Raw genomic sequence first — 21,531 nt, 5'->3', positions numbered from 1 at the left:
GTGGCATCCCGCAACACGACCCCATATAGTGCTCACACTTGGCGCCTGATGGCGCGGACTCGACCACAGAGGCCCTCAACAACATCATGATGCAAACCATAGAGAGACAGATTGCCGGTGAGCTCAATGCTCGCCCGGAGCAGGTGCAGGCCGCAGTGCGCCTGCTGGATGAAGGCTCGACCGTGCCCTTTATCGCCCGTTACCGTAAAGAGGTGACCGGCGGTCTGGACGACAGCCAACTACGTACTCTGGAGAGCCGCCTCGGCTATCTGCGTGAACTGGAAGATCGCCGTCAGGTGATCATTCGCTCCATCGAAGAGCAGGGCAAGCTGACCCCCGAGCTGATGCGCGAATTGAATGGCGCCGACAGCAAGACCCGACTGGAAGATCTCTACCTCCCCTACAAGCCCAAGCGCCGCACCAAGGGGCAGATGGCGATCGAAGCCGGGTTGGAGCCACTTGCCAACCTGCTGCTCAGCGACCCGATGCAGGATCCCGAGCTAGCTGCAGCCACCTTCCTCAATCCCGAACAGGGCATTGCCGACAGCAAGGCTGCCCTCGACGGCGCCCGCTATATCCTGATGGAGCGCTTCGCCGAGCAGGCCGACCTGCTGGAGAAGTTGCGCGACTACCTGTGGCAGAATGCCACCCTGCGCGCCCGCGTGGTGGCAGGCAAGGAGCAGGAAGGGGCCAAGTTCAAGGACTATTTCGAACACGACGAACCCCTGCACAAGGCCCCCTCCCACCGGGTGCTGGCCATGCTGCGCGGCCGCAATGAAGGGATTCTCAATCTGGCGCTGGTCACCGGTGACGATGAGAGTGCCAGCCCCTGCGAAGGGATCATTGCCCACCACCTCAAGCTCAATCTGCAGAACCGCCCGGCCGACAAATGGCTGCAAGGGGTGGTGAGCTGGACCTGGAAGATCAAGTTGTCGCTTCAGATGGAGACCGAGCTGATCGGCCGCATCCGCGAGTCGGCAGAGGAGGAGGCAATCAAGGTGTTCGCCATGAACCTCAAGGATCTGCTGATGGCGGCCCCGGCCGGCATGCGCTGCACCATGGGGCTGGATCCGGGCATCCGCACCGGGGTCAAGGTTGCCGTGGTGGATGCCACCGGCAAACTGGTCGATCACGCCACCATCTATCCATTCGAACCAAAACGCCAGATTGATCAGAGCCTCAAGACCCTGAGCGAGTTGTGCCAGAAGCACAAGGTCGAGCTCATCAGCATCGGCAACGGCACCGCCTCGCGGGAGACCGACCGGCTGGTCAGCGACCTGTTCGAGCGCTACCCCGCCGCCAAGGCGCAGAAGATAGTCGTGAGCGAAGCGGGGGCCTCGGTCTACTCCGCCTCCGAGCTTGCCTCTCAGGAGTTCCCGGATCTCGACGTCTCGATCCGTGGCGCCGTCTCCATCGCCCGCCGCCTGCAAGACCCGTTGGCCGAGTTGGTCAAGATCGACCCCAAGAGTATCGGGGTAGGTCAGTATCAGCACGACGTCGGCCAGAGCCAACTGGCCCGCCGGCTGGATGCGGTGGTCGAGGATTGCGTGAACGCGGTCGGTGTGGATGTGAATACCGCCTCGGTCGCCCTGCTCAACCGGGTTTCCGGCCTCTCCCAGACGTTGGCCCAGAACATCGTCGCCTATCGGGATGAGCACGGCGCTTTCAAGAGCCGTCAGCAGTTGCTGAAAGTGAGCCGACTCGGCCCCAAAGCCTTCGAACAGTGCGCCGGCTTCCTGCGCATTCGCGGCGGCAGCAATCCCCTCGACAGCTCGGCGGTACACCCGGAGTCCTATCCGGTGGTGGAGCGGATCCTCGCCAAGCTGGAGCAGACCGTGGAGAGCCTGCTCGGCAACAGCAGCCTGCTGCGCAGCCTGAAACCGGCCGACTATACCGATGAGCAATTCGGCGTACCTACCGTCACCGACATCATCGGCGAGCTGGACAAGCCGGGCCGCGACCCGCGCCCCGAGTTCAAAACCGCGACCTTCAAGGAAGGTGTGGAGCAGATCAGCGACCTGGTACCCGAGATGGTACTGGAAGGCGTGGTCACCAACGTCACCAACTTCGGCGCCTTCGTCGATATCGGTGTTCATCAGGACGGTCTGGTGCACATCTCCTCCCTGACCGACCGTTTCGTCAAGGATCCCCGTGAGGTGGTCAAGGCGGGCGACATTGTGCGGGTCAAGGTGCTGGAAGTGGACGCCCCGCGCAAGCGGATCAGCCTGACCATGCGCCTCGACGAGAAAGCAGGACAAGCTTCCCGCAAGCCGGCTGAAGCGCGCAACAGCAGTGCCGGCAACACCAAGCCAAGAAATGAGCCGCGGCAAAGCCCCCCTATGGGTGGTGCCATGGGCAACGCCTTCGCGGCAGCGCTCTCCAAAGCGAAAAAGTAGCGAAGCCTTCCAGAAGTCCTCTGAATGCAAAAAGCCCCACAAGGGGCTTTTTTACGCGCGAAGCTCAGGATCACTGCGCCAGGGCAGCAAGAATGCTCTCGGGCTCTCCATGCTGGGCTAGCACTTCCCGCAGTCGGTTGAATGCCTTGCAGGCCTCTTGCGGATATTTGCCGTAAGAGACGACGCCGGTGTGGCTCCAGCCAGCCGCCAGCATCACTTTCTTCTTGAAACTGGTTCCTTCAGTTCCCCCTCCCCCGAGCTGCATCAGAAACTGCTCCATCTGCAGGTGGGGAGGCGGTACACGGGAGAAGGTGGTGAAATCTTCCGCTTTGACTTCATCGAAATGCATGACAGCTCCTGTGAAATTGGAATGGGCCTGATCTTCAGGTTAGTTGCAAAACAGGCAAAGCAGCTGAAAGTTTGGCGAGGGTGATTCAGATATGCAGACTGAGGGACTGGGTAGAGGCCGGGCTGACAGCCTGTCGATAGTGGCCCGCGATAACGCTGTTGCGCTTGTCCATATAGGCACTCAGCACACCGCCCGATTTCGCGCTCTGCTCGGCCATCAGCTCTTTGCGCGCCTTGGCCTCACTCGCAGCGGCGCTGCGCGCGACGGCCAAGTCCTGCGCGGAAGGCTCGGCGGGCGCCAGCGCTGCAGCGCGGATCTGCTGCATCTTGGCGATGGTAGCGGCAGGGTCACCGGGTACGACACTGGTATCGATCTGGACTTCGCCACCCGTCGCATAACGCTTGCCATCCGGCCCTTGCGTAAACTGATAGGTGGGCGAGCTGGCGTATTCTCCACCCGCAGACTGGTGAGCCTGCTCGTGAGTACGCACCTCCTTGTCACGCTCGACAAGATCCTGAACCTGCTGCTCTTGCCGCTGTTGCTGCTCCTGCTGTTTAGGATCTTGCTGCTTGCGCTGCCCATCCTCGCCGGTGGCCTCGACAAAGCGATTGTCTGGCAGTGTCGTCGGGGCTAATTGCCCGGTTTCACGGCTGTTCTGGGAGCTCTGATTGCTGGAGGCCTGACCGGCTTTGGATTTCTCTTTCTGGGAGCCGACTTCAGATTCGGCAACGGAGGCTTGGCCCGCACGGGCCTGCGGGATCAGTTCTGCCCGGCGATTATCCGTCCTCGCCGCTTCCACCTGGGGTTGCAGCTGTGTCGGGATAAGGGGAGGCAGACTGACATTGATGTTCATCTCACACCCGGATGTCGATCAGGGTTCCCATCATATCGCTGGCGGTCTGCACTACCTTGGCGGAAGCACCAGCCTGCTGCTCGGCCACCTTGAGATTGACGAGCTCATCGGTCACTTGCACCTGATCCCCGCTGGGGGTGTTGAGGCGGGCGATCTGATTGGATGCCTTGTCGGCAATCTGCTCGGCTCGCTGAAATCCCTGTACCCCGCTGTTGAAAGCAGAATCAATACGCATGGTGTTACTCCTCTGGTCACAGCTTAATTATCCGCCAGACCAGAGGATTAATGAAGCTTGCAGGCTGTTTTTTAGCCAACAAAATCTCGAACGATTTCAATGAATTCGTCAGGATGGGAGATAAAAGGTGCGTGTGAGGCCTTATTGAGAGTCACGCTGCGGCTGGCAGGGTAGAGATCATCCAGCAGGGGAATGGCCGCCTTGGGTACCAATGAATCCAGTCGGCCATAGATCCGCAACCAGGGCAGATCCAGCTCCCGCAGCGGTTCGCGCAGGTCAATCTCGGCCAACAGCGTCAGCCCGGCCTCGAGAGCGGCAAACTGGGGAGCCGGGCGCTCGGCCAGCCAGTGGCGCAACTGACGGATATCGTCCCGAGCGTGTTCACTGCCCATGGCCTGGATCGCCAGAAAGCGCTCTATGGTCTGGCGAAAATCCCCCGCCAGCATCTGGTTGAAGCCGGTCAGTACCTTGGGGGCAATGCCGGGCCACTCGTCCCGCGCCATAAAGCAGGGAGAGCTGGCTACCGTGATCAGGGAGTGCAACCGATCGGGATGAGTCAGCGCCAACTGGCTTGCCACCAGACCGCCGAGCGACCAGCCAAGCAGATGGCACTTCTGCGGCAAGATGGCGGCCACCTGCTCGGCAAGCCAGGTCAGGCTGTAATCCACCTCGTCTGCCAGCGGGCTGTTGCCAAAGCCGGGCAAATCCACCAGATGAACCCGATAGTGGGACGCCAACTGTTGGGCAACACCATGCCAGACCGCACCGTTCATCCCCCACCCGTGCAACAACACCAGATCGGGCCCCTGGCCAAACTGCTCTACAGATATGCTCATCTAGACTCAAGATCCCTGTTCATGCTCTTGGGGTCAGCATGTTAAAGCGACTGCTCGCTAAAGCAAGCCCGCTGCTCGCCAGCCACGGCGACTGGCAAGGGAGTTGCCTGCTCTGTCATCAGCCTTGCGACAACGAGCCCCTGCTCTGCAGCTGGTGTCGGCAGGCGCTGCACCAGTCACAGCCGAGATGCCACCTCTGCGCCGCACCGCTGGCTGACTATATAGAAGAGAGCACACCGGTCTGTGGTCGCTGCCAGCGCAGGCCTCCCCCTTGGGAGCGGTTGCAGGTGATCGGCGACTACCTGGCTCCCTACCCCATGCTGATCCCCCGGCTCAAATATTCCGGCCAGATCCTTCTGGCGCCGCTACTGGCACGCCTCTTGGCCGATCATCTGGATGGCCGCGAGCCGCCGGAGGCGATCATTCCGGTTCCCCTGCACTGGTGGCGGCAGTGGCGGCGAGGGTTCAATCAGGCGGAGGAGATCGCGCAAGCCCTTGGCGAGTTCACCGACATTCCCTGCGACAACACTTTGTTGCAGCGCATCAAGGCGACCCCGCAACAAACAACCCTGAGCGCCGGGCAGCGGCGGCGCAATCTGCGCGGGGCATTCCGGATCCGCCCCCACCACTATCGCCATGTCGCCCTGCTCGATGACGTCGTGACCACAGGCGCCACCGCTGGTCAGCTCAGCCGTTTGCTCCATGAGAGCGGCATCACAAAGGTGGAAGTGTGGGCGATCTGTCGTACCCTGCGGCACAGCAAGTAGCCATCGGCATGCTACCCAAGCATTAATAACCGCGTTATCATAAATACCCTAGTCGTACACTCAGGTTTATGAGGATAGTGATGATCAGCATTTCCGACGCCGCCCAGGCCCATTTCCGTAAACTGCTGGAAAAACAGCCTGATGGCACCAATATCCGGGTGTTTGTGGTCAATCCGGGAACCCAGAATGCCGAGTGTGGCGTATCGTATTGCCCGCCCGATGCCGTGGACCCGGAAGATCAACACCTGCCCTTCAGCGGCTTCGACTGTATGGTCGATCCCCTGAGCGCCCCCTTCCTGGTGGATGCCACCATCGACTTCGTCACCGATCAGATGGGCTCCCAGCTCACCCTGAAAGCACCGAACGCCAAGATGCGTAAAGTGGCCGACGACGCGCCGCTAATCGAGCGCATCGAGTACGTGTTGATGTCCGAAGTGAACCCTATGCTGGCCGGTCACGGTGGCAAGGTCACCTTGGTCGAGCTGACTGAAGACAAACTGGCCATCCTGCAGTTTGGCGGTGGTTGCAACGGTTGCTCCATGGTCGATTACACCCTTAAAGAAGGGATCGAAAAGCAGCTGCTGGAGAAGTTCCCGGGTGAGCTCAACGGCGTGAAAGACGCCACCGAGCACCAGCGCGGCGACCACTCCTACTACTGATTTGCAGCCCTTGCAGCAAAGAAAAGGCCCTGCCATCTGGCGGGGCCTTTTGCATGGGCAATCGGCAGATTACTCGTCCTTCTTGTCTCGCGACAGCAGGGCGATGGCCGCCTCTTTCGGGTTCTTACCCTCGTAGAGCACCTTGAAGATCTGCTCGCAGATGGGCATCTCGACGCCGCAGCGGGCCGCCAGCAGATGCACCTCTTTGGTGTTGCGATACCCCTCCACCACCTGACCGATCTCGGTCATGGCGGTGTTCACATCCTTGCCAGCCCCGAGGGCCAGCCCGAAGCGACGGTTGCGCGACTGGTTGTCGGTACAGGTGAGCACCAGATCCCCGAGCCCCGCCATCCCCATAAAGGTTTTGGCATCGGCACCCAGCGCCGCACCCAGACGCTGCATCTCCACCAAACCCCGGGTGATGAGCGCGGTTCTGGCATTGGCGCCAAACCCGAGCCCGTCGGAGAGACCGGCACCGATGGCGATGACGTTCTTCACCGCCCCACCCAGCTGCAGACCGACGAAGTCCGGATTGGTATAGACCCGGAACGAGCGGCCACAGTGCAGCAGATGGGAGAGATCGTCGGCGAACTCATCGTGAGTCGAAGCGACCGAGATGGCGGTCGGCAGACCGGCAGCCAGCTCCTTGGCGAAGGTGGGGCCGGAGATGACCGCCAGCGGTATCTCGTCACCCAGTACTTCGCGGGCCACATCCTGCAGCAGGCGGCCACTGTCCGGCTCCAGACCCTTGGTGGCCCAGGCGATACGGGTATCGGGGCGCAGGAAGGGTTTGATCCGGGTCAGTACATCGCCAAATACATGGCTCGGCACGACCAGCAGCAGCACGGGAGCCGCTTGTACCGCACGTTGCAGATCCGCAGTTAGCTGCAAATCAACAGGAAAAGGAACATCAGGCAAAAATGCCTTGTTGCAGCGGTCTTGTTCCAGCTCGGCGACATGGGCGGGATCGTGACCCCACAGCAGGGTCGGATGACCATTGCGCGCCAGAGAAATGGCAAGGGCGGAGCCATAAGACCCCGCCCCCAAGACCGAGATAGCGATCTGGTCAGCCATTATCAGGCTTCCGCAGTCGCCTGCTGGGCCTGTGCTTGCGCCATGTGCTGGGCAAACAGGGCATCGAAGTTGACCGGTGCCAGGTTCAGCTGCGGGAAGGAACCCTTGCTCACCATGTTGGCCACGGCTTCGCGGGCATACGGGAACAGGATGTTCGGGCAGAAGGCAGCCAGGCAGTGAGCCAGTTGCGGCTCCGGCAGGTTGCCGATGGTGAAGATACCGGCTTGCTGTACTTCGCACAGGAAGGCAGTTTCGGTTTCCAGTTTGCAAGTTACGGTCAGGGTCAGGACAACCTCGTACACGTTCTCAGCCAGGATGTTGGTCTTGGTATCCATATCCAGCTTGACGTCCGGCTGCCACTCTTTCTGGAAGATGTGCGGGGTGTTCGGCGCTTCGAAAGAGACATCCTTGGTGTAAACACGCTGGATGTGAAATTCCGGTTGTACTTCCTGGTTGTTGATCTCGTCAGCCATTTCGTTTGATTCCTTGTTATATGGATAAGTGGGCTCAGGCCCTGCTTAAATCAGCGTTTCTTGGTTACCGGCAGATTTTCTGCACGCCATTGGGCCATGCCACCGCCGAGCACATAAACCTGCTTGAAGCCAGCTTTGCTCAGCTGACGGCCCGCGCCGCCCGCAGTCATTCCCGACTCGCACACCACTATGATGGGGGCATCTTTATGCTTTTCAACCGGGCCCAGATTATTGCTCTGGATCTGGGTCAGCGGCAGGTGCTGGGCACCGGCCAGATGGCCCTTGGCGTACTCTTCCTGACTGCGAATATCCACCACGGTGGCATTCTCGCGGTTGATCAGCAGGGTCGCGGTGTGGTTGTTGACGGTTTTTACCGGGGACAAACGGGCACGCACAGTGGTGTAAACCAGAGTGCCAGCCAGACCCAACCAGGCTGCGGTCAGCAGCGGGTTACGGGCCGCAAAATCCAAATACTCTTGCATCTTCTACTATCCAGGGACCAAGACAAGGGCCCGAGTATACATGGGGGTATTGATAAGATCAGCCATCTTGGCGGCAAAGCGCGAGCAGGCTCCCATCATCAACGGGCAGCGAGCATGGCAGGAAGGGCGTGGCTTGCGGGGCAGCGGGAGCGCCCCTTGGCTATCAGGTGACTATTTCGGCAGATGTAGTAATATTACGCTAGTTTCATTTCCCGCATTTTTTCCAATCCGAGAGGACATAGTCTTATGTCAACAGCTAAGAAACCTTTGGTTCTGGTCATCATGGACGGTTGGGGCTACAGCACCAAGCAAGAGCACAACGCCGTCGCTGCCGCCAAGACTCCCAACCTCGATCGTCTGGCCCGTGACTACACCAGCACCCTGATCTCCGGCTCCGGCCTGGACGTGGGTCTGCCGGATGGCCAGATGGGCAACTCCGAAGTGGGCCACGTCAACATCGGTGCCGGTCGCATCGTCTATCAGGAGCTGACCCGCATCTCCAAAGACATCCAGGACGGTGAATTCTTCCAGAACGTCGAGCTGGCCAAGGCTGTTGACGCTGCTGTGACCAACGGCAAAGCCGTTCACATCATGGGTCTGATGTCCCCGGGTGGCGTACACAGCCACGAAGAGCACATCATGGGCATGATCGAAATGGCTGCCAAGCGTGGCGCAGAGAAGATCTATCTGCACGCCTTCCTGGATGGCCGTGACGTTCCGCCGCGCTCCGCCCAGTCCTCCATCGAGCTGTTCGACGCCCTGTTCGCCAAGCTGGGCAAAGGTCGTTTCGCCTCCATGATCGGTCGTTACTTTGCCATGGACCGTGACAACCGCTGGGATCGCGTGCAGCAAGCCTATGACCTGATGACCCAGGGCAAGGGCGAGTTCACCGCCAATAGCGCCACCGAAGCACTGGCTGCCGCCTATGCCCGCGACGAGAACGACGAGTTCGTCAAGGCGACCCGCATCGGCGAAGCTGCCCCGATGGAAGATGGCGATGCGCTGATTTTCATGAACTTCCGTGCCGACCGTGCCCGTGAAATCACCCGCGCCTTCGTTGACACCGACTTCACCGGCTTCGCCCGTGCAGTCGAGCCGAAACTGAACTTCGTGATGCTGACCGAATACGCGGCCGACATCAAAACTGCCTGTGCCTACCCGCCGACCGCTCTGGTCAACACCCTGGGTGAGTGGCTGGCCAAGCAGGGCAAGACCCAGCTGCGCATCTCCGAAACCGAGAAGTACGCTCACGTCACCTTCTTCTTCAACGGTGGCGAAGAGTCCTGCTTCACCGGCGAAGATCGCGAGATCGTGGCCAGCCCGAAAGTGGCGACCTATGACCTGCAGCCGGAGATGAGCTCCGAAGAGCTGACCGACAAGCTGGTTGCGGCCATCAAGAGCGGCAAGTACGACGTCATCATCTGTAACTACCCGAATGGCGACATGGTTGGTCACACCGGTGTGTTTGATGCCGCAGTCAAAGCTTGTGAAGCCGTTGACCACTGCATCGGTCGTGTCACCGACGCGCTGGCCGAAGTGGGTGGCGAGTGCCTGATCACTGCCGACCACGGCAACGCCGAGAAGATGCTGGACGAAGAGACTGGTCAGGCCCACACCGCCCACACCAATCTGCCGGTTCCGCTCATCTATTTCGGTCGCAAAGCCGAGGTAGTTGAAGGTGGCAAACTGTCCGATCTGGCCCCCACCATGCTGACCCTGATGGGTCTGTCGGTGCCGCCGGAAATGACTGGCAAGCCCCTGATGATTCTGAAATAATCCTTCCCCATGCGGGGATGCGAAGTTATTTCACAGAAAACCAGTCGCGTCGGCCTGTTGGCCGGCGCGCTGTTTTTTTGCCTGTTGTTTGGCGCCAGCAAATCGGCTTTGGCCGCCAATCAGCAGCTGGGCACCATGCAGTCCCAGATCAAAGAGCAACAGAAGACCATCAAGCTCAGCAAGCAGGAGCTTGCCAAGCTCAATACCCAGCTCAAGGCTGACGAGCAGGCCATCTCGGCCGCCGCCGCCAAACTCAACCAGACCAGACAGCAGTTGAAGCAGAACCAGCAGAAGCTGGCGACCCTGCAAAAAGACAAGCTGGCGCTGGAAGTTCAAGCCAAACATCAAAAGCAGTTGCTGGCCAAACAGGCGGAGAGCGCCTTTCAGGCGGGCAACCACGACTACCTGAAACTGCTGCTCAATCAGCAGGATCCGGCCAAACTGAGCCGCTCCCTCGACTACTACGACTACCTCAACAAGGCCCGCATCGAGGCCATCGACGCCCTGCGCGCCACCCGCGACAAGCTGGCGAAAAACCAGCAGGCAACCAAAGAGACCGAAACCAGACTGCAGACCCTGCTTGCCGAACAGCAGGAGCATCACCAGACCCTGCTGGCCAGCCAGCAGAGCCGGGCCAAGGTGCGCAACCAGTTGCAGCAGTCGGTACAGGATGACGAGCAGAAGCTCACCAAGCTGGTCAAGGCGGAGAAGGCGCTGAAAGCCCGGCTGGAAGAGCTGCGCCGCCAGCGGGAAGAGCAGGAGCGCCGCGAACGGGCCGAACGGGAGCGGCTGGCCAAGCTGAAAGCGGAACAGGAGCGTCAGCGCAAGCTGGCCGAGCAGCGCCGCGCCGAGCAACAACGACTTGCCGCCCAGCAGAATAAAACCGTCAAACCGGCAGAACCGGTCGAAGAGATGTCCAGTACCAAACCGGAGCGAGGCTCGGGGATTGGGACCGCAGGTTACTACAGCGGGCTCAAGACCAATGGCAGCCTGCGCTGGCCGGTACAGGGGCCGATCCTCATCGCCTACGGCTCGCCGCGCACCGCCCAGCTCAAGTGGAAAGGCACCCTGATCGGCGCCAGCGAAGGAACCCAGGTCAAGGCGGTCGCGCCGGGCCAGGTGGTTTACGCCGACTGGCTCGATGGCTTCGGTATGCTGCTGGTAATCGATCACGGTAAGGGCTATATGAGCCTCTACGGTCATAATCAGTCGCTGCTGCGTCAGGTTGGCCAGAATGTGGAACAGGGTGAACCGGTGGCACTGGTCGGTGACAGTGGCGGTCAGGACAGACCGGGCCTCTACTTCGAAATTCGCTATCAGGGCGAGGCGATCAACCCAACCAAATGGCTGGCCAAGGGTTGAGTCAACCCGGCCGACAAACGCATCACACGCTCACTAGCAAAAGCCTGCATCACGCAGGCTTTTGTCGTTTCAGGAGTACAGCAACCCGCTGTCGCTCCCATTTGATGAAAAATTACCTAATTTTTCGCTCGGCTCAGGGGAAGACAACCAGACCGATCTGCTCCAGCAAGGTCTGCTGCTGATCCTCGTTGATCTGCACCCCTTGCAGATCGACCCGGCGCAGATCCAGCCCCGGCAGATCGCACTGGCGCAGATCGCAGCCCTGCAGCTTGAAGCTGGTCCAGTCGATCTGGCCAAACTCGGAGCCGCTGAGATCGGAACCCGCCAGCGAGGCACCAAACAGGTTGGCTCCCTGCCAGCGGTTGCCGGTCAGCTCGCACTTCTCCAGCAGACAGCCCTCGAAGCTGGCGTAGCTGAAGTTGTTGCCGGTCAGATGGGCCTCGCAGAAGTAGCTTTTGGCGGTGATCTGGTTGGCGAAGCTGGCGTGGCCGAAGTTGATACCGACCGCCTGACAGTCGCGCATCTCCAACCCCAGACACTGGCTACGGCTGCAATCGGCCATGGTGAGATCGCAGCGCAGGAAGCTGGCCTCGCGCAGATCGCAACCCTGCAACAGGCAGCCCCGTTCACTCTCCCGATCGTAGAAGCTGCAGTCGATGAAGCGGCTATCGCTCAAATCCAGCCAGGAGAAATTGCAGCCGATAAAGCGGCACTCCGAGAACTGCTCCCCCTCCACATCCTGTTGCTCGAACCGGACATCCACGAACTGCTTGCCTCTGATCATCGGAAAACTCCTGCAAAAACGGCTTCATATGCTGACTTTATCCGCCAAAAACGGTAATGTTACATGTAACATCCACGCTGGACACCCCTATGAGCCCCACCCGCAAGCGCCGCCCCACCCTGCAAGATATCGCCGACCAGACCGGCGTGACCAAGATGACTGTCAGCCGCTATCTGCGCGACCCGCAGACCGTAGCGGAGGGGACCCGCGAGCGGATCGCAGCTGTGGTGGAAGAGCTGGGTTATATCCCCAACCGAGCGCCGGACATTCTCTCCAACGCGACCAGCAAGGCGATCGGCATCCTGATCCCCTCACTTTCCAACCAGGTATTCTCGGCGGTGATCCACGGCATCGAGTCGGTGACCCGACCGGCTGGCTACCAGACCCTGCTTGCCCACTACGGCTACAGCCCGGAGCGGGAGGAGGAGCAGGTCGCGTCCCTGCTCTCCTATCACGTGGATGGGCTGATCCTCTCCGACAGCCAGCACACCGAACGCACCCGCAAGATGATCGCCACCGCCGGCATTCCGGTGGTGGAGACCATGGATCTACCACAAACCCCCATCGACATGGTGGTCGGCATGGATCATAGAGCCGCGGCCCGGGCCATGGTAACAGAGATGCTGCACCGGGGCCGACGCAAGGTGGTCTATCTGGGGGCGCGGCTCGACGTACGTACCCAGCTGCGGATGGAGGGTTACTATCAGGCGATGACCGACTTCGGCCTCACCGGCCAGCATCTGCTGACCGAACAATCCTCCAGCTTCACTCTGGGGGGCGAGCTGCTGGATCAGGCGCTGGTACGCTATCCCGACCTCGACGGCCTGTTCTGCACCAACGATGACCTGGCGGTGGGCGCCCTGTTGCAGTGTCAGGCCAAGTGGATCCCGGTGCCCCAGCAGATCGCCATCGCCGGTTGCAACGCCCTCGACATCGGCCACGCCATGACCCCCAAACTGGCCAGTATCGCCACCCCGCGGGAAGCGATCGGTCGGGAGGCGGCCACCATGCTGCTGGCTCGTCTCAACGGCCAATCCCAACCCGACACCCGCAAGGATATCGGCTTCTCCCTCTATGTCGGGGAGAGTCTTGGGTAATCCCTTCCCTCACCCACTTAAGTCACGCCGATAACAAACAGGCCACCCGAGGGTGGCCTGTTTGGTTTTCTGCACAACTGATGCTTAGCGTTTAACCTGCTCAACCGCTTCGCGGGAGAGGCGGGTTACCTCTTCCCAGTTGCCGCTCTTGACCGCATCGGCCGGCAGCATCCAGGAGCCGCCGACGGTGGCCACGCACTTGAGTGCCAGATAGTCGGCCACGTTTTTCGGGCCGATACCGCCGGTGGGGCAGAACTTCACCTGGGGCAGCGGCGCGGCAATGGCAGAGAGCGCCTTGGTGCCGCCGTTCGCTTCGGCCGGGAAGAACTTCAGATGGTCATAGCCCGCTTCCAGCGCCTGCATCACTTCAGACGGAGTAGCCACACCCGGGATCAGCGGTGCAGTGCTTTTGGCTGCGTGGGCCAGCAGGGCCGGGGTCATCCCCGGGGAGATGACGAAACGGGCACCAGCGGCGACGGCGGCGTCAAACTGCGCGCAGTTGAGCACGGTACCGGCACCGACCATGGCATCCGGCATCGCCTTGGCGATGAGGGCGATGGCATCGAGCGCCACCGGGGTGCGCAGGGTGATTTCGAAGACAGAGATGCCGCCGTCGAGCAGCGCCTTGGCCATCGGCAGGGCCTGATCCAGCTCGTTGATAACCATCACGGGTACCAGCGGGGAGGCGGCAAACACCTCGGCCGGGGTCACTTTCCAGTTCTGCATAGCTCTTCCTTAGTCAAAGATGGTAGCGCCACACTCGGCGCTCGATACCGCGCGACGCATCACGCTGAACAGTTCACGGCCCCACCCCTCTTGTTCCAGAGTGAGGTCAATCTCGGCCTGGGTACGGCCACTCAAATCGGTCAGGCAGTCGAGGCTGCCGTTTACCGCGTCAACCCGTAGCAGATCGCCGTCGGCCAGCAGGCCAATGGCCCCGCCGTGCAGCGCTTCCGGAGTGACGTGGATGGCAGCCGGGATCTTGCCGGAGGCGCCGGAGAGACGGCCATCGGTGACCAGCGCCACCTTGAAACCCGCCTTCTGCAGGTTGCCGAGCACAGGCATCAGCTTGTGCAGTTCCGGCATGCCGTTGGCGGCTGGGCCATTGTGGCGCACCACGATAACGGCGTCCTGATTGAGATCACCCGCCTTGTAGGCCGCTTCCACCGCATGCTGGGAGGAGAAGACCCGCGCTGGCGCTTCAATCACCCGATACTCGGGAGCCACGGCAGAGACCTTGACCACGGCGCGGCCCAGATTGCCCGCCAGCAGCTTGGTGCCGCCGGTGGCCTGGAATACGCTGCCGGAAGGCGACAGCACGCTCGCATCGCCGCTTTCGCCCACCGGCTGCCATACCAGCTGGCCATCGACCAGTGCCGGACGGCTGAGGTAATCCTGCATCTCGCCAAAGACCGGAGTGGCGTCCATGTGGATCAGCCCCTCTTGCGCCAGACGGCGCATCAGGCCGGGCACGCCGCCCGCCTGTTCGAAGGCGTTGACGTCGGCCGGGCCGTTCGGGTACATGCGAACCAAGAGCGGCACCACGTCGGAGAGATCGCTGATGTCATCCCAGGTCAGCACCAGACCGGCGGCGCGGGCCAGCGCCACCATGTGGATGCTGTGGTTGGTGCTGCCGCCGGAGGCGAGCAGGGCCACCAGACCGTTGACCAGCGAGCGCTCATCCAGCACCTCGCTCAGCGGGCGATAGGCCGGGGAGCCCGGGATCATGGCGCTGATGCGGCGGGCCGCTTCGGCGGTCAGGGCGCGGCGCAGCTCGCTGTGTGGGTGGACAAAGGCAGAGCCCGGCAGCATCAGGCCCATGGCCTCGAATACCAGCTGGTTGGTGTTGGCGGTGCCGTAGAAGGTACAGGTGCCTGCCGCGTGGTAGGCGCCGCACTCCATCTCCAGCAGGGCATCGCGACCCACTTCACCGGCAGCGTACTTCTGACGCACCTTCACCTTCTCGTCATTGCTGATGCCGCTCGCCATCGGGCCAGCAGGAACAAATGCAGTCGGCAGGTGAGCGTGGGAGAGGGCCCCCATGATCTGACCCGGAGCTATCTTGTCGCAGATGCCGAGCAGCAGGGTCGCATCAAAGGTGTTGTGAGAGAGCGACAGCGCGGTCGCCTGGGCGATCAGGTCGCGGGAGAAGAGGGACATGTCCATCCCCGGCTGACCCTGGGTCACGCCATCGCACATGGCGGGCACGCCGCCGGCGACCTGGGCGCTGTGGCCCAGCTCGGCCAGCACTGCCTTGATCTGATCCGGATAGCCCTGATAGGGCTGATGGGCGCTCAGCATGTCGTTGTAGGCGGTGACGATGCCGACGTTGGCGCGGGTCATATCGAGAATGCGACCCTTCTCGTCACTGCTGCAGGCGGCCACGGCGTGGGCCAGGTTGCCGCAGGCCAGCGCGGCGCGGGTCTTGCCCTGCTCTGCCTGACGCTGGATGCGGGCCAGAAATGCCTGACGACGGGCGACACTGCGCTCGCGGATGCGGGCGGTGACGTCGGAAATTACCTGATGAATCATTGGGCTTGCTCCAATGCTGTGACGGCGCGGTCAACCACCTGTTCGAAGGTGCCGTCTATATCAATGTGGAATACACCGGCTTCGCCTTCCGGGCGCTCCAGAGTATCGAACTGACTTTGTACCATGCTTTCACGCATGAAGTGGCCTTTGCGGGCACGCATCCGCTCGAGGATCAGCGGCTGGCTGCCATCGAGGAAGATGAAGCTGACCGACTCGTTGCCTTCGCGGATCTGGTCGCGGTACTTCTTTTTGAGGGCGGAACAGACAATGATGCCGGTCTCGTTCTTCTGCTCGAGACTGTAGGCGGCGTCGCGGATCCGCTCCAGCCAGGGGGCACGATCCTCATCGTTGAGGGGGTTGCCGCCAGCCATCTTCTGGATGTTGGCCTTGGGGTGCAGGTCATCACCATCGATGAACTTGGCGCCCAGCGCTTCGGCCACTTTCAGACCCACGCTGGATTTGCCGCTACCACACACACCCATCACGATAATGCACTTACCCGCCATAATTTGACCTCTGTCCCACTTTTCAAAAAACCAGCTGTTGATGGGTTCTAATCTAACACGTTACCGGTAACATGTTACCGGTAACGATTGAAAATGTGAAGTCTGCCACAGACTGAGCAAACCCATAGTCACCTGGGCATATGATGTTGAGCCCTTGCCATAAATCTAAATAAATCATAAAGATATGGTTTGCCGACGGATCGGCAAGGTGTCACGACTGAACTTGGAAAAAGGAACGCATAACAATGTCTGACCTCTCCCTGATCATGACAGCCGCCGGCTCGATTGTGCTGCTGCTCTTCCTGGTGATGAAGGCCCGGCTCCACGCCGTGGTAGCCCTGATCCTGGTCTCCATGGTGGCGGGTCTTGCCGCTGGCATGAACCCGGCCGATATCGCCAACACCATCCAGAAAGGGATGGGTGGCACCCTCGGTTTCGTCGCGGTAGTGGTGGCGCTGGGCGCCATGTTCGGCAAGGTGATGGAAGTGACCGGTGCCCTCGACCGGGTGGCTCACACTCTGCTCGGCAAGTTTGGCGTCAAGCGCGCCAACTGGGCCATGGCCCTGACCGGCTTTGTCTGCGCCCTGCCGCTCTTCTTTGACGTGGCCGTGGTGCTGCTGATCGGCGTCGCCTTCGCCATCGTCCGTCGTGGCGGCGGCAGCGTGGTGAAGATCGGTATCGCTCTGCTGGCCGGTATCGCCACCTGCCAAGCCTTCCTTATCCCGGCGCCGGGCCCGATCCTGGTGGCATCCCAGCTGGGTGCCGACTTCGGCTACATGATCCTGTTCGGCCTGATCGCCGCCGTACCGGCGCTGATCCTCGCTGGCCCGCTGTTCGGTGACTTCATCAGCAAGATCGTCGATGTGCCGCTGCCTGCCGATGCCCAGAACAGCGTTCACGATGACAGCAAATCCCTGCCCTCTTTCGGGCTGGCCATTGGCCTCATCGGTCTGCCGCTGCTGCTGATCGGCCTCAAGACCATCGTCGGTCGCTTTGTCGAGGCGGGCTCCACCCTGCACAACTGGCTGGAGTTCATCGGTCACCCCTTCACTGCCATCATGGTCGCCTGTCTGGCCGCCTTCTATCTGCTGGGTATTCGCCGTGGCATGTCCCGTGACGAGGTGATGAGCGTCTGCAACAGCGCCATCCAGCCGGCGGGCGTCATCATTCTGGTGACCGGTGCCGGTGGCGTGTTCAAGCAGGTGCTGGTTGATTCCGGTGTGGGTGCCGCCCTTGGCAACATGCTGGCCGATTCCGGTCTGCCCATCGTCGCACTGGCCTTCATTCTGGCCGCTGCGGTACGGGTGATTCAGGGCTCCGCCACCGTCGCCATGCTGACCGCCTGCGGTCTGGTGCTGCCGATGCTGGAGCCGCTCGGTCTGAACGGCGCCCAGCTGGCGGCCGTCACCATCGCCATCGGCGGCGGTGCCATCGTGCTCTCCCACGTCAACGACTCCGGTTTCTGGCTGGCGAACCGCTACCTCGGCCTGACCGAGAAGCAGACTCTGCAGACCTGGACTGTGATGGAGACCATCATCGGCACCACCGGCGGCGTGATGGCGATGATCATCTACAGCTTCCTCTGACAAGGGCGAAATGCTGACAAAAGGCCTCACTCGTGAGGCCTTTTTCATCTTTCTGATGATTCTTTCTTTGGCTGAGAGGGCGAGATTGCTAGAATCGCCTATTCATCGCTCCGAGTGGAACGCTTAACCCCGTGATTTCAGGTTTATCTATGCATTCATCGGCCCATTATCGACAACTGCTGGCGCGCCTGCCCCAGATCGCCGTCGCAGCGGATCAGTTTGAAGTGCTCTATAGCGCCCAGGATTTCAAACGCCGCATTCTTGCGCTTATCGCCAGTGCCACCCGGCGCATCTATCTGGTCGCGCTCTATCTGCAGGATGACGAAGCAGGCCGGGAGATCCTCTCCGCCCTCTACGCCGCCAAGCAGCGCAATCCGGCCCTCGACATCAAGCTGTTCGTCGACTTCCACCGTGCCCAGCGCGGCCTGATCGGCAAAGGCAAGCAGGGCGGCAACCACCTGATGTATCAGGCCATGGCTGCCGAACACGAGCACCAGATCGAAATCTACGGCGTGCCGGTAAAAGGGCGCGAGCTGCTCGGCGTGCTCCACCTCAAGGGCTTCATCTTTGATGATGTGGTGCTCTACTCCGGCGCCAGCCTCAACGACATCTACCTGCACCAGCAGGATCGCTACCGCTTCGATCGCTATCACCAGATCACCAGCCCGGAGCTGGCCCGCAGCATGGTCAACTACGTGGATGATCTGTTCGTGAAGAGCGATGCGGTGCAGCGACTGGATCACAGCGATATCCCCAGCGCCAAGCAGCTGAAGGGGCCGATCCGCCGCTTCAAGCAGAACCTGCGCCAGAGCCAGTACCGTTTCAGCACCATGCCGGTCAACACTCAGGAAGTGGCCGTCACCCCCATGGTGGGTCTGGGCAAGCGCAACAATCAGCTCAACCTGATGATCCGCAATCTGGTGCGCGCCACCGAGCGGGAGATCTTCATCTGCACCCCTTACTTCAACCCCCCCAAGGAGTTGAGCAAGGATATCGAGGATCTGCTGCAGCGCGGTTGCAAAGTCACCATCGTAGTGGGCGACAAGACCGCCAACGACTTCTTCATTCCGCCAGAAGAGAAGTTCTCCACTATCGGTGGCCTGCCCTATCTCTACGAGACCAACCTGCGCAAGTTTGCCGAGCGCAACCAGCGTCACATCGACGACGGCCGCCTCAACCTGATGCTCTGGTGTTGCGAGCGCAACTCCTACCATCTCAAGGGGATCTTCGTGGATGACGAGTGGGCCCTGCTCACCGGCAACAACCTCAACCCCCGCGCCTGGGCGCTGGATCTGGAAAACGGCCTGCTGGTGCACGATCGTCGCCACCTGCTGCGTCCCCAGTTCAACGCGGAGCGGGAGAACATCCTGACCAACACCAAGCGGATCAGCCACTTCGATCAGGTGGAGCAGATCCAGGACTACCCGGAACAGGTGCGCAAGCTGCTGGGACGGATCCATCGGGTCAAGGCCCATTTGCTGCTTAAACGCATCATCTGACCTTGGGCGCCATGCGCCCGCACCTTGCCTGTTGGCAGCCGCACAAAGGCCTCCCGTTTTCGGCAGGCCTTTGTTATATCCGCCATTTACCCCGCGTTGGCGACCCAGCCCGCAGCAACTCGGCTTGCATCGGCCCCTCAACAACCCCTATCATCTGGACATATTTACAGTGTTTTCGGGCATCTAATTGATGAAATTGGATAAAATTCCTCTCGACAGCCTCAAGGGTGTCGGCAGCAAGATGCAGGAGAAGCTCGAGCGGCTGGGACTGGCCACGGTACAGGACCTGCTGTTCCATCTCCCCCTGCGCTACGAGGACCGCACCCAGGTGTGGCCCATCGGCGATCTGCCGCCCGGCCTGCACGGCGCCGTTGAGGGGGAGATCCAGGACACTCAGCTGGTGATGGGGCGCCGTCGCATGCTGGTCTGCCGTATCAGCGACGGCACCGGCACCCTCACCCTGCGCTTCTTCAACTTCACCGCCGCCCAGAAGAACAGTCTGGCGACAGGCCGCCTGATCCGCTGCTTTGGCGAGGTGCGCCCCGGCAAATACGGGCTGGAGATGGCCCACCCCGAGTACAAGCTGCTCGGCGAGGAGCAAGCCGGCCAGACCGAAGAGGCGCTCACCCCCGTCTACCCGACTACCGAAGGGCTGCGCCAGCTCACCCTGCGCAACCTCACCGATCAGGCACTGGCCCAGCTCGACCTCTATGGCGTTGAGGAGCTGCTGCCCGCCGGCCTCTATCCTCACCAGATTGAGCTGGCCGCCGCCCTGAAATTGCTGCACCGTCCGCCCCCCTCAGTGGCACTGCCGCTGCTCGAAAGCGGCCAACATCCGGCCCAGCAGCGGCTGGTGCTGGAGGAGTTGCTGGCTCACAACCTCTCGGTACTCAAGGTGCGCGCTCAGGCACAAACCCAGCTGGCCCGCGCCCTCAAACCGGCGCCTGCGCTGGTCGAACAGCTGCTCGGCGCCCTGCCGTTCAAGCCCACCGGCGCCCAGAGCCGGGTGGTGACCGAGATAAGCAAGGATCTGCAACAGAGCCACCCCATGATGCGGCTGGTGCAGGGTGACGTGGGCTCCGGCAAGACCCTGGTCGCGGCGCTGGCCGCCCTGCAAGCCATCGGCAACGGCTGTCAGGTGGGTTTGATGGCGCCGACCGAACTGCTGGCGGAACAGCACGCCATCAACTTCGCCAAGTGGCTGGAGCCGCTCGGCATCGGAGTCGGCTGGCTGGCGGGCAAGCAGAAAGGCAAGGCGCGGGAGGAGGCGCTGGCCGCCATCGCCGATGGCAGCGTCAAGATGGTGGTGGGCACCCACGCCATCTTTCAGGAGCAGGTGGTGTTCCAGCGCCTCGCCTTGGTCATCATCGATGAACAGCACAGATTCGGGGTGCATCAGCGCCTCGCCCTGCGCGAGAAAGGAGAGCGGGAAGGGGTACATCCCCATCAGCTGATCATGACCGCCACTCCCATCCCCCGCACCCTGGCGATGACCGCCTATGCCGACCTCGACACCTCGGTCATCGACGAACTGCCGCCGGGCCGCACCCCCATCACCACAGTCGCGCTGCCCGACAGCCGTCGCGGCGACGTGATCGAGCGGGTCAAGCTCGCCTGCACCGAGGGCAAGCAGGCCTACTGGGTCTGCACCCTGATCGAGGAGTCGGAGGTGCTGGAGTGTCAGGCTGCCGAGGATACCGCCGCCGAGCTGCAAAACCTGCTGCCCGGCCTGCATATCGGGCTGGTACACGGCCGGATGCGCCCGGTCGAGAAACAGCGGGTGATGGAGGAGTTCAAGGCAGGCATACTGCAACTGCTGGTCGCCACCACCGTCATCGAGGTGGGGGTGGATGTGCCCAACGCCAGCCTGATGATCATCGAGAACCCGGAGCGACTGGGGCTGGCACAGCTGCACCAGCTGCGCGGCCGGGTTGGCCGTGGTGCGGTAGCCTCTCACTGCGTGCTGCTCTATCATGCCCCCTTGTCCAAGACGGCCCAGAGCCGGCTCGGGGTGCTGCGGGAGACCAACGACGGCTTCCTCATCGCCCAGCGCGATCTGGAACTGCGCGGCCCGGGGGAACTGCTCGGCACCCGCCAGACCGGTCTGGCTGATCTCAAGATCGCCGATCTGGTGCGGGATCAGCCGCTTATTCCACAGGTGCAGAAGATGGCGCGCTTCCTCATGGATAGGCATCCGAGTCATGTCGAACCCTTGATCCGCCGTTGGCTCGGTCTGCGAGACCACTACTCAAACGCCTGACAACA

20 protein-coding genes are annotated in these 21,531 nt (G+C 61.5%); 9 read left to right on the top strand and 11 right to left on the bottom strand.

The window, feature by feature from the left end:
- The first annotated feature begins 86 nt into the window (after positions 1 to 86).
- Positions 87 to 2,396, top strand: coding sequence for a Tex family protein (locus ACB042_RS15080; RefSeq protein ID WP_371178667.1), 2,310 nt, complete (start codon positions 87 to 89; stop codon positions 2,394 to 2,396).
- Between the two features lie 70 nt (positions 2,397 to 2,466).
- Here ACB042_RS15080 and ACB042_RS15075 read toward each other — a convergent pair whose 3' ends face one another.
- The 4 genes from ACB042_RS15075 to bioH all read right to left on the bottom strand — a co-directional run bounded on the left by ACB042_RS15075 (position 2,467) and on the right by bioH (position 4,669).
- A complete protein-coding gene (locus ACB042_RS15075) occupies positions 2,467 to 2,745 on the bottom strand; it encodes a hypothetical protein (protein ID WP_005340630.1) in 279 nt (92 codons plus the stop codon).
- A gap of 85 nt (positions 2,746 to 2,830) precedes the next feature.
- On the bottom strand, positions 2,831 to 3,598 hold the full coding sequence (locus ACB042_RS15070; protein ID WP_167557245.1) for a putative metalloprotease CJM1_0395 family protein: 768 nt from the start codon (positions 3,596 to 3,598) through the stop codon (positions 2,831 to 2,833).
- Position 3,599: 1 nt separating this feature from the next.
- Complete coding sequence (locus tag ACB042_RS15065) at positions 3,600 to 3,833, bottom strand: flagellar basal body rod C-terminal domain-containing protein (protein ID WP_005340632.1); 234 nt, start codon at positions 3,831 to 3,833, stop codon at positions 3,600 to 3,602.
- Positions 3,834 to 3,904: 71 nt separating this feature from the next.
- Positions 3,905 to 4,669, bottom strand: coding sequence for a pimeloyl-ACP methyl ester esterase BioH (gene bioH / locus ACB042_RS15060; RefSeq protein ID WP_371178666.1), 765 nt, complete (start codon positions 4,667 to 4,669; stop codon positions 3,905 to 3,907).
- A gap of 38 nt (positions 4,670 to 4,707) precedes the next feature.
- On the opposite strand from bioH, the gene ACB042_RS15055 reads away from it, so the two are divergent.
- Positions 4,708 to 5,436 (top strand): ComF family protein, encoded by a 729-nt coding sequence (locus tag ACB042_RS15055; protein ID WP_371178665.1) that lies wholly within the window; start codon positions 4,708 to 4,710, stop codon positions 5,434 to 5,436.
- A gap of 80 nt (positions 5,437 to 5,516) precedes the next feature.
- Positions 5,517 to 6,095, top strand: a complete 579-nt coding sequence (gene nfuA, locus ACB042_RS15050; RefSeq protein WP_005340636.1) for a Fe-S biogenesis protein NfuA — start codon at positions 5,517 to 5,519, stop codon at positions 6,093 to 6,095.
- A gap of 69 nt (positions 6,096 to 6,164) precedes the next feature.
- On the opposite strand, the gene gpsA is transcribed toward nfuA, so the two are convergent.
- Genes gpsA through ACB042_RS15035 form a run of 3 tightly spaced genes read right to left on the bottom strand, consistent with a single transcriptional unit; the run spans position 6,165 to position 8,124 of the window.
- A complete protein-coding gene (gpsA, locus tag ACB042_RS15045; protein WP_058058785.1) occupies positions 6,165 to 7,169 on the bottom strand; it encodes an NAD(P)H-dependent glycerol-3-phosphate dehydrogenase in 1,005 nt (334 codons plus the stop codon).
- 2 nt (positions 7,170 to 7,171) lie between these two features.
- On the bottom strand, positions 7,172 to 7,642 hold the full coding sequence (gene secB / locus ACB042_RS15040) for a protein-export chaperone SecB (RefSeq protein WP_005340639.1): 471 nt from the start codon (positions 7,640 to 7,642) through the stop codon (positions 7,172 to 7,174).
- Positions 7,643 to 7,692: 50 nt separating this feature from the next.
- Entirely contained in the window at positions 7,693 to 8,124 is a 432-nt protein-coding gene (locus ACB042_RS15035; RefSeq protein WP_005340640.1) for a rhodanese-like domain-containing protein, read from the bottom strand.
- A 246-nt stretch (positions 8,125 to 8,370) separates the two neighbouring features.
- On the opposite strand from ACB042_RS15035, the gene gpmM reads away from it, so the two are divergent.
- A complete protein-coding gene (gene gpmM, locus ACB042_RS15030) occupies positions 8,371 to 9,900 on the top strand; it encodes a 2,3-bisphosphoglycerate-independent phosphoglycerate mutase (protein WP_201909269.1) in 1,530 nt (509 codons plus the stop codon).
- A 9-nt stretch (positions 9,901 to 9,909) separates the two neighbouring features.
- Entirely contained in the window at positions 9,910 to 11,262 is a 1,353-nt protein-coding gene (gene envC, locus ACB042_RS15025; RefSeq protein ID WP_371178664.1) for a murein hydrolase activator EnvC, read from the top strand.
- A 133-nt stretch (positions 11,263 to 11,395) separates the two neighbouring features.
- On the opposite strand, the gene ACB042_RS15020 is transcribed toward envC, so the two are convergent.
- Positions 11,396 to 12,046, bottom strand: a complete 651-nt coding sequence (locus ACB042_RS15020; RefSeq protein WP_042059194.1) for a Qnr family pentapeptide repeat protein — start codon at positions 12,044 to 12,046, stop codon at positions 11,396 to 11,398.
- A gap of 89 nt (positions 12,047 to 12,135) precedes the next feature.
- Here ACB042_RS15020 and ACB042_RS15015 point away from each other — a divergent pair, with 89 nt between their 5' ends.
- Positions 12,136 to 13,143: a substrate-binding domain-containing protein gene (locus ACB042_RS15015; protein ID WP_005355407.1), complete on the top strand. Its 1,008-nt coding sequence runs from the start codon at positions 12,136 to 12,138 to the stop codon at positions 13,141 to 13,143.
- A gap of 84 nt (positions 13,144 to 13,227) precedes the next feature.
- Here ACB042_RS15015 and ACB042_RS15010 read toward each other — a convergent pair whose 3' ends face one another.
- Genes ACB042_RS15010 through ACB042_RS15000 form a run of 3 tightly spaced genes read right to left on the bottom strand, consistent with a single transcriptional unit; the run spans position 13,228 to position 16,181 of the window.
- Positions 13,228 to 13,869: a bifunctional 4-hydroxy-2-oxoglutarate aldolase/2-dehydro-3-deoxy-phosphogluconate aldolase gene (locus ACB042_RS15010; RefSeq protein WP_371178663.1), complete on the bottom strand. Its 642-nt coding sequence runs from the start codon at positions 13,867 to 13,869 to the stop codon at positions 13,228 to 13,230.
- Positions 13,870 to 13,878: 9 nt separating this feature from the next.
- Complete coding sequence (edd, locus tag ACB042_RS15005; RefSeq protein WP_100644830.1) at positions 13,879 to 15,675, bottom strand: phosphogluconate dehydratase; 1,797 nt, start codon at positions 15,673 to 15,675, stop codon at positions 13,879 to 13,881.
- Entirely contained in the window at positions 15,672 to 16,181 is a 510-nt protein-coding gene (locus ACB042_RS15000; protein WP_371178662.1) for a gluconokinase, read from the bottom strand. Before ACB042_RS15000 ends, edd begins: the two co-directional genes overlap by 4 nt.
- Positions 16,182 to 16,426: 245 nt before the next feature.
- Between ACB042_RS15000 and gntU the strand changes: the two genes are divergently transcribed.
- From gntU to recG, 3 genes are all read left to right on the top strand, one after another.
- Complete coding sequence (gene gntU, locus ACB042_RS14995; RefSeq protein ID WP_371178661.1) at positions 16,427 to 17,767, top strand: gluconate transporter; 1,341 nt, start codon at positions 16,427 to 16,429, stop codon at positions 17,765 to 17,767.
- A 149-nt stretch (positions 17,768 to 17,916) separates the two neighbouring features.
- A complete protein-coding gene (pssA, locus tag ACB042_RS14990) occupies positions 17,917 to 19,266 on the top strand; it encodes a CDP-diacylglycerol--serine O-phosphatidyltransferase (protein ID WP_005342654.1) in 1,350 nt (449 codons plus the stop codon).
- Between the two features lie 190 nt (positions 19,267 to 19,456).
- Positions 19,457 to 21,526, top strand: coding sequence for an ATP-dependent DNA helicase RecG (recG, locus tag ACB042_RS14985; protein WP_371178660.1), 2,070 nt, complete (start codon positions 19,457 to 19,459; stop codon positions 21,524 to 21,526).
- Positions 21,527 to 21,531: the final 5 nt, after the last annotated feature.

This window comes from Aeromonas sp. S13(2024), assembly GCF_041402405.1.
Taxonomy (GTDB): Bacteria; Pseudomonadota; Gammaproteobacteria; order Enterobacterales; family Aeromonadaceae; genus Aeromonas; species Aeromonas veronii.
This window is presented reverse-complemented; position numbering and strand designations above follow the sequence as displayed.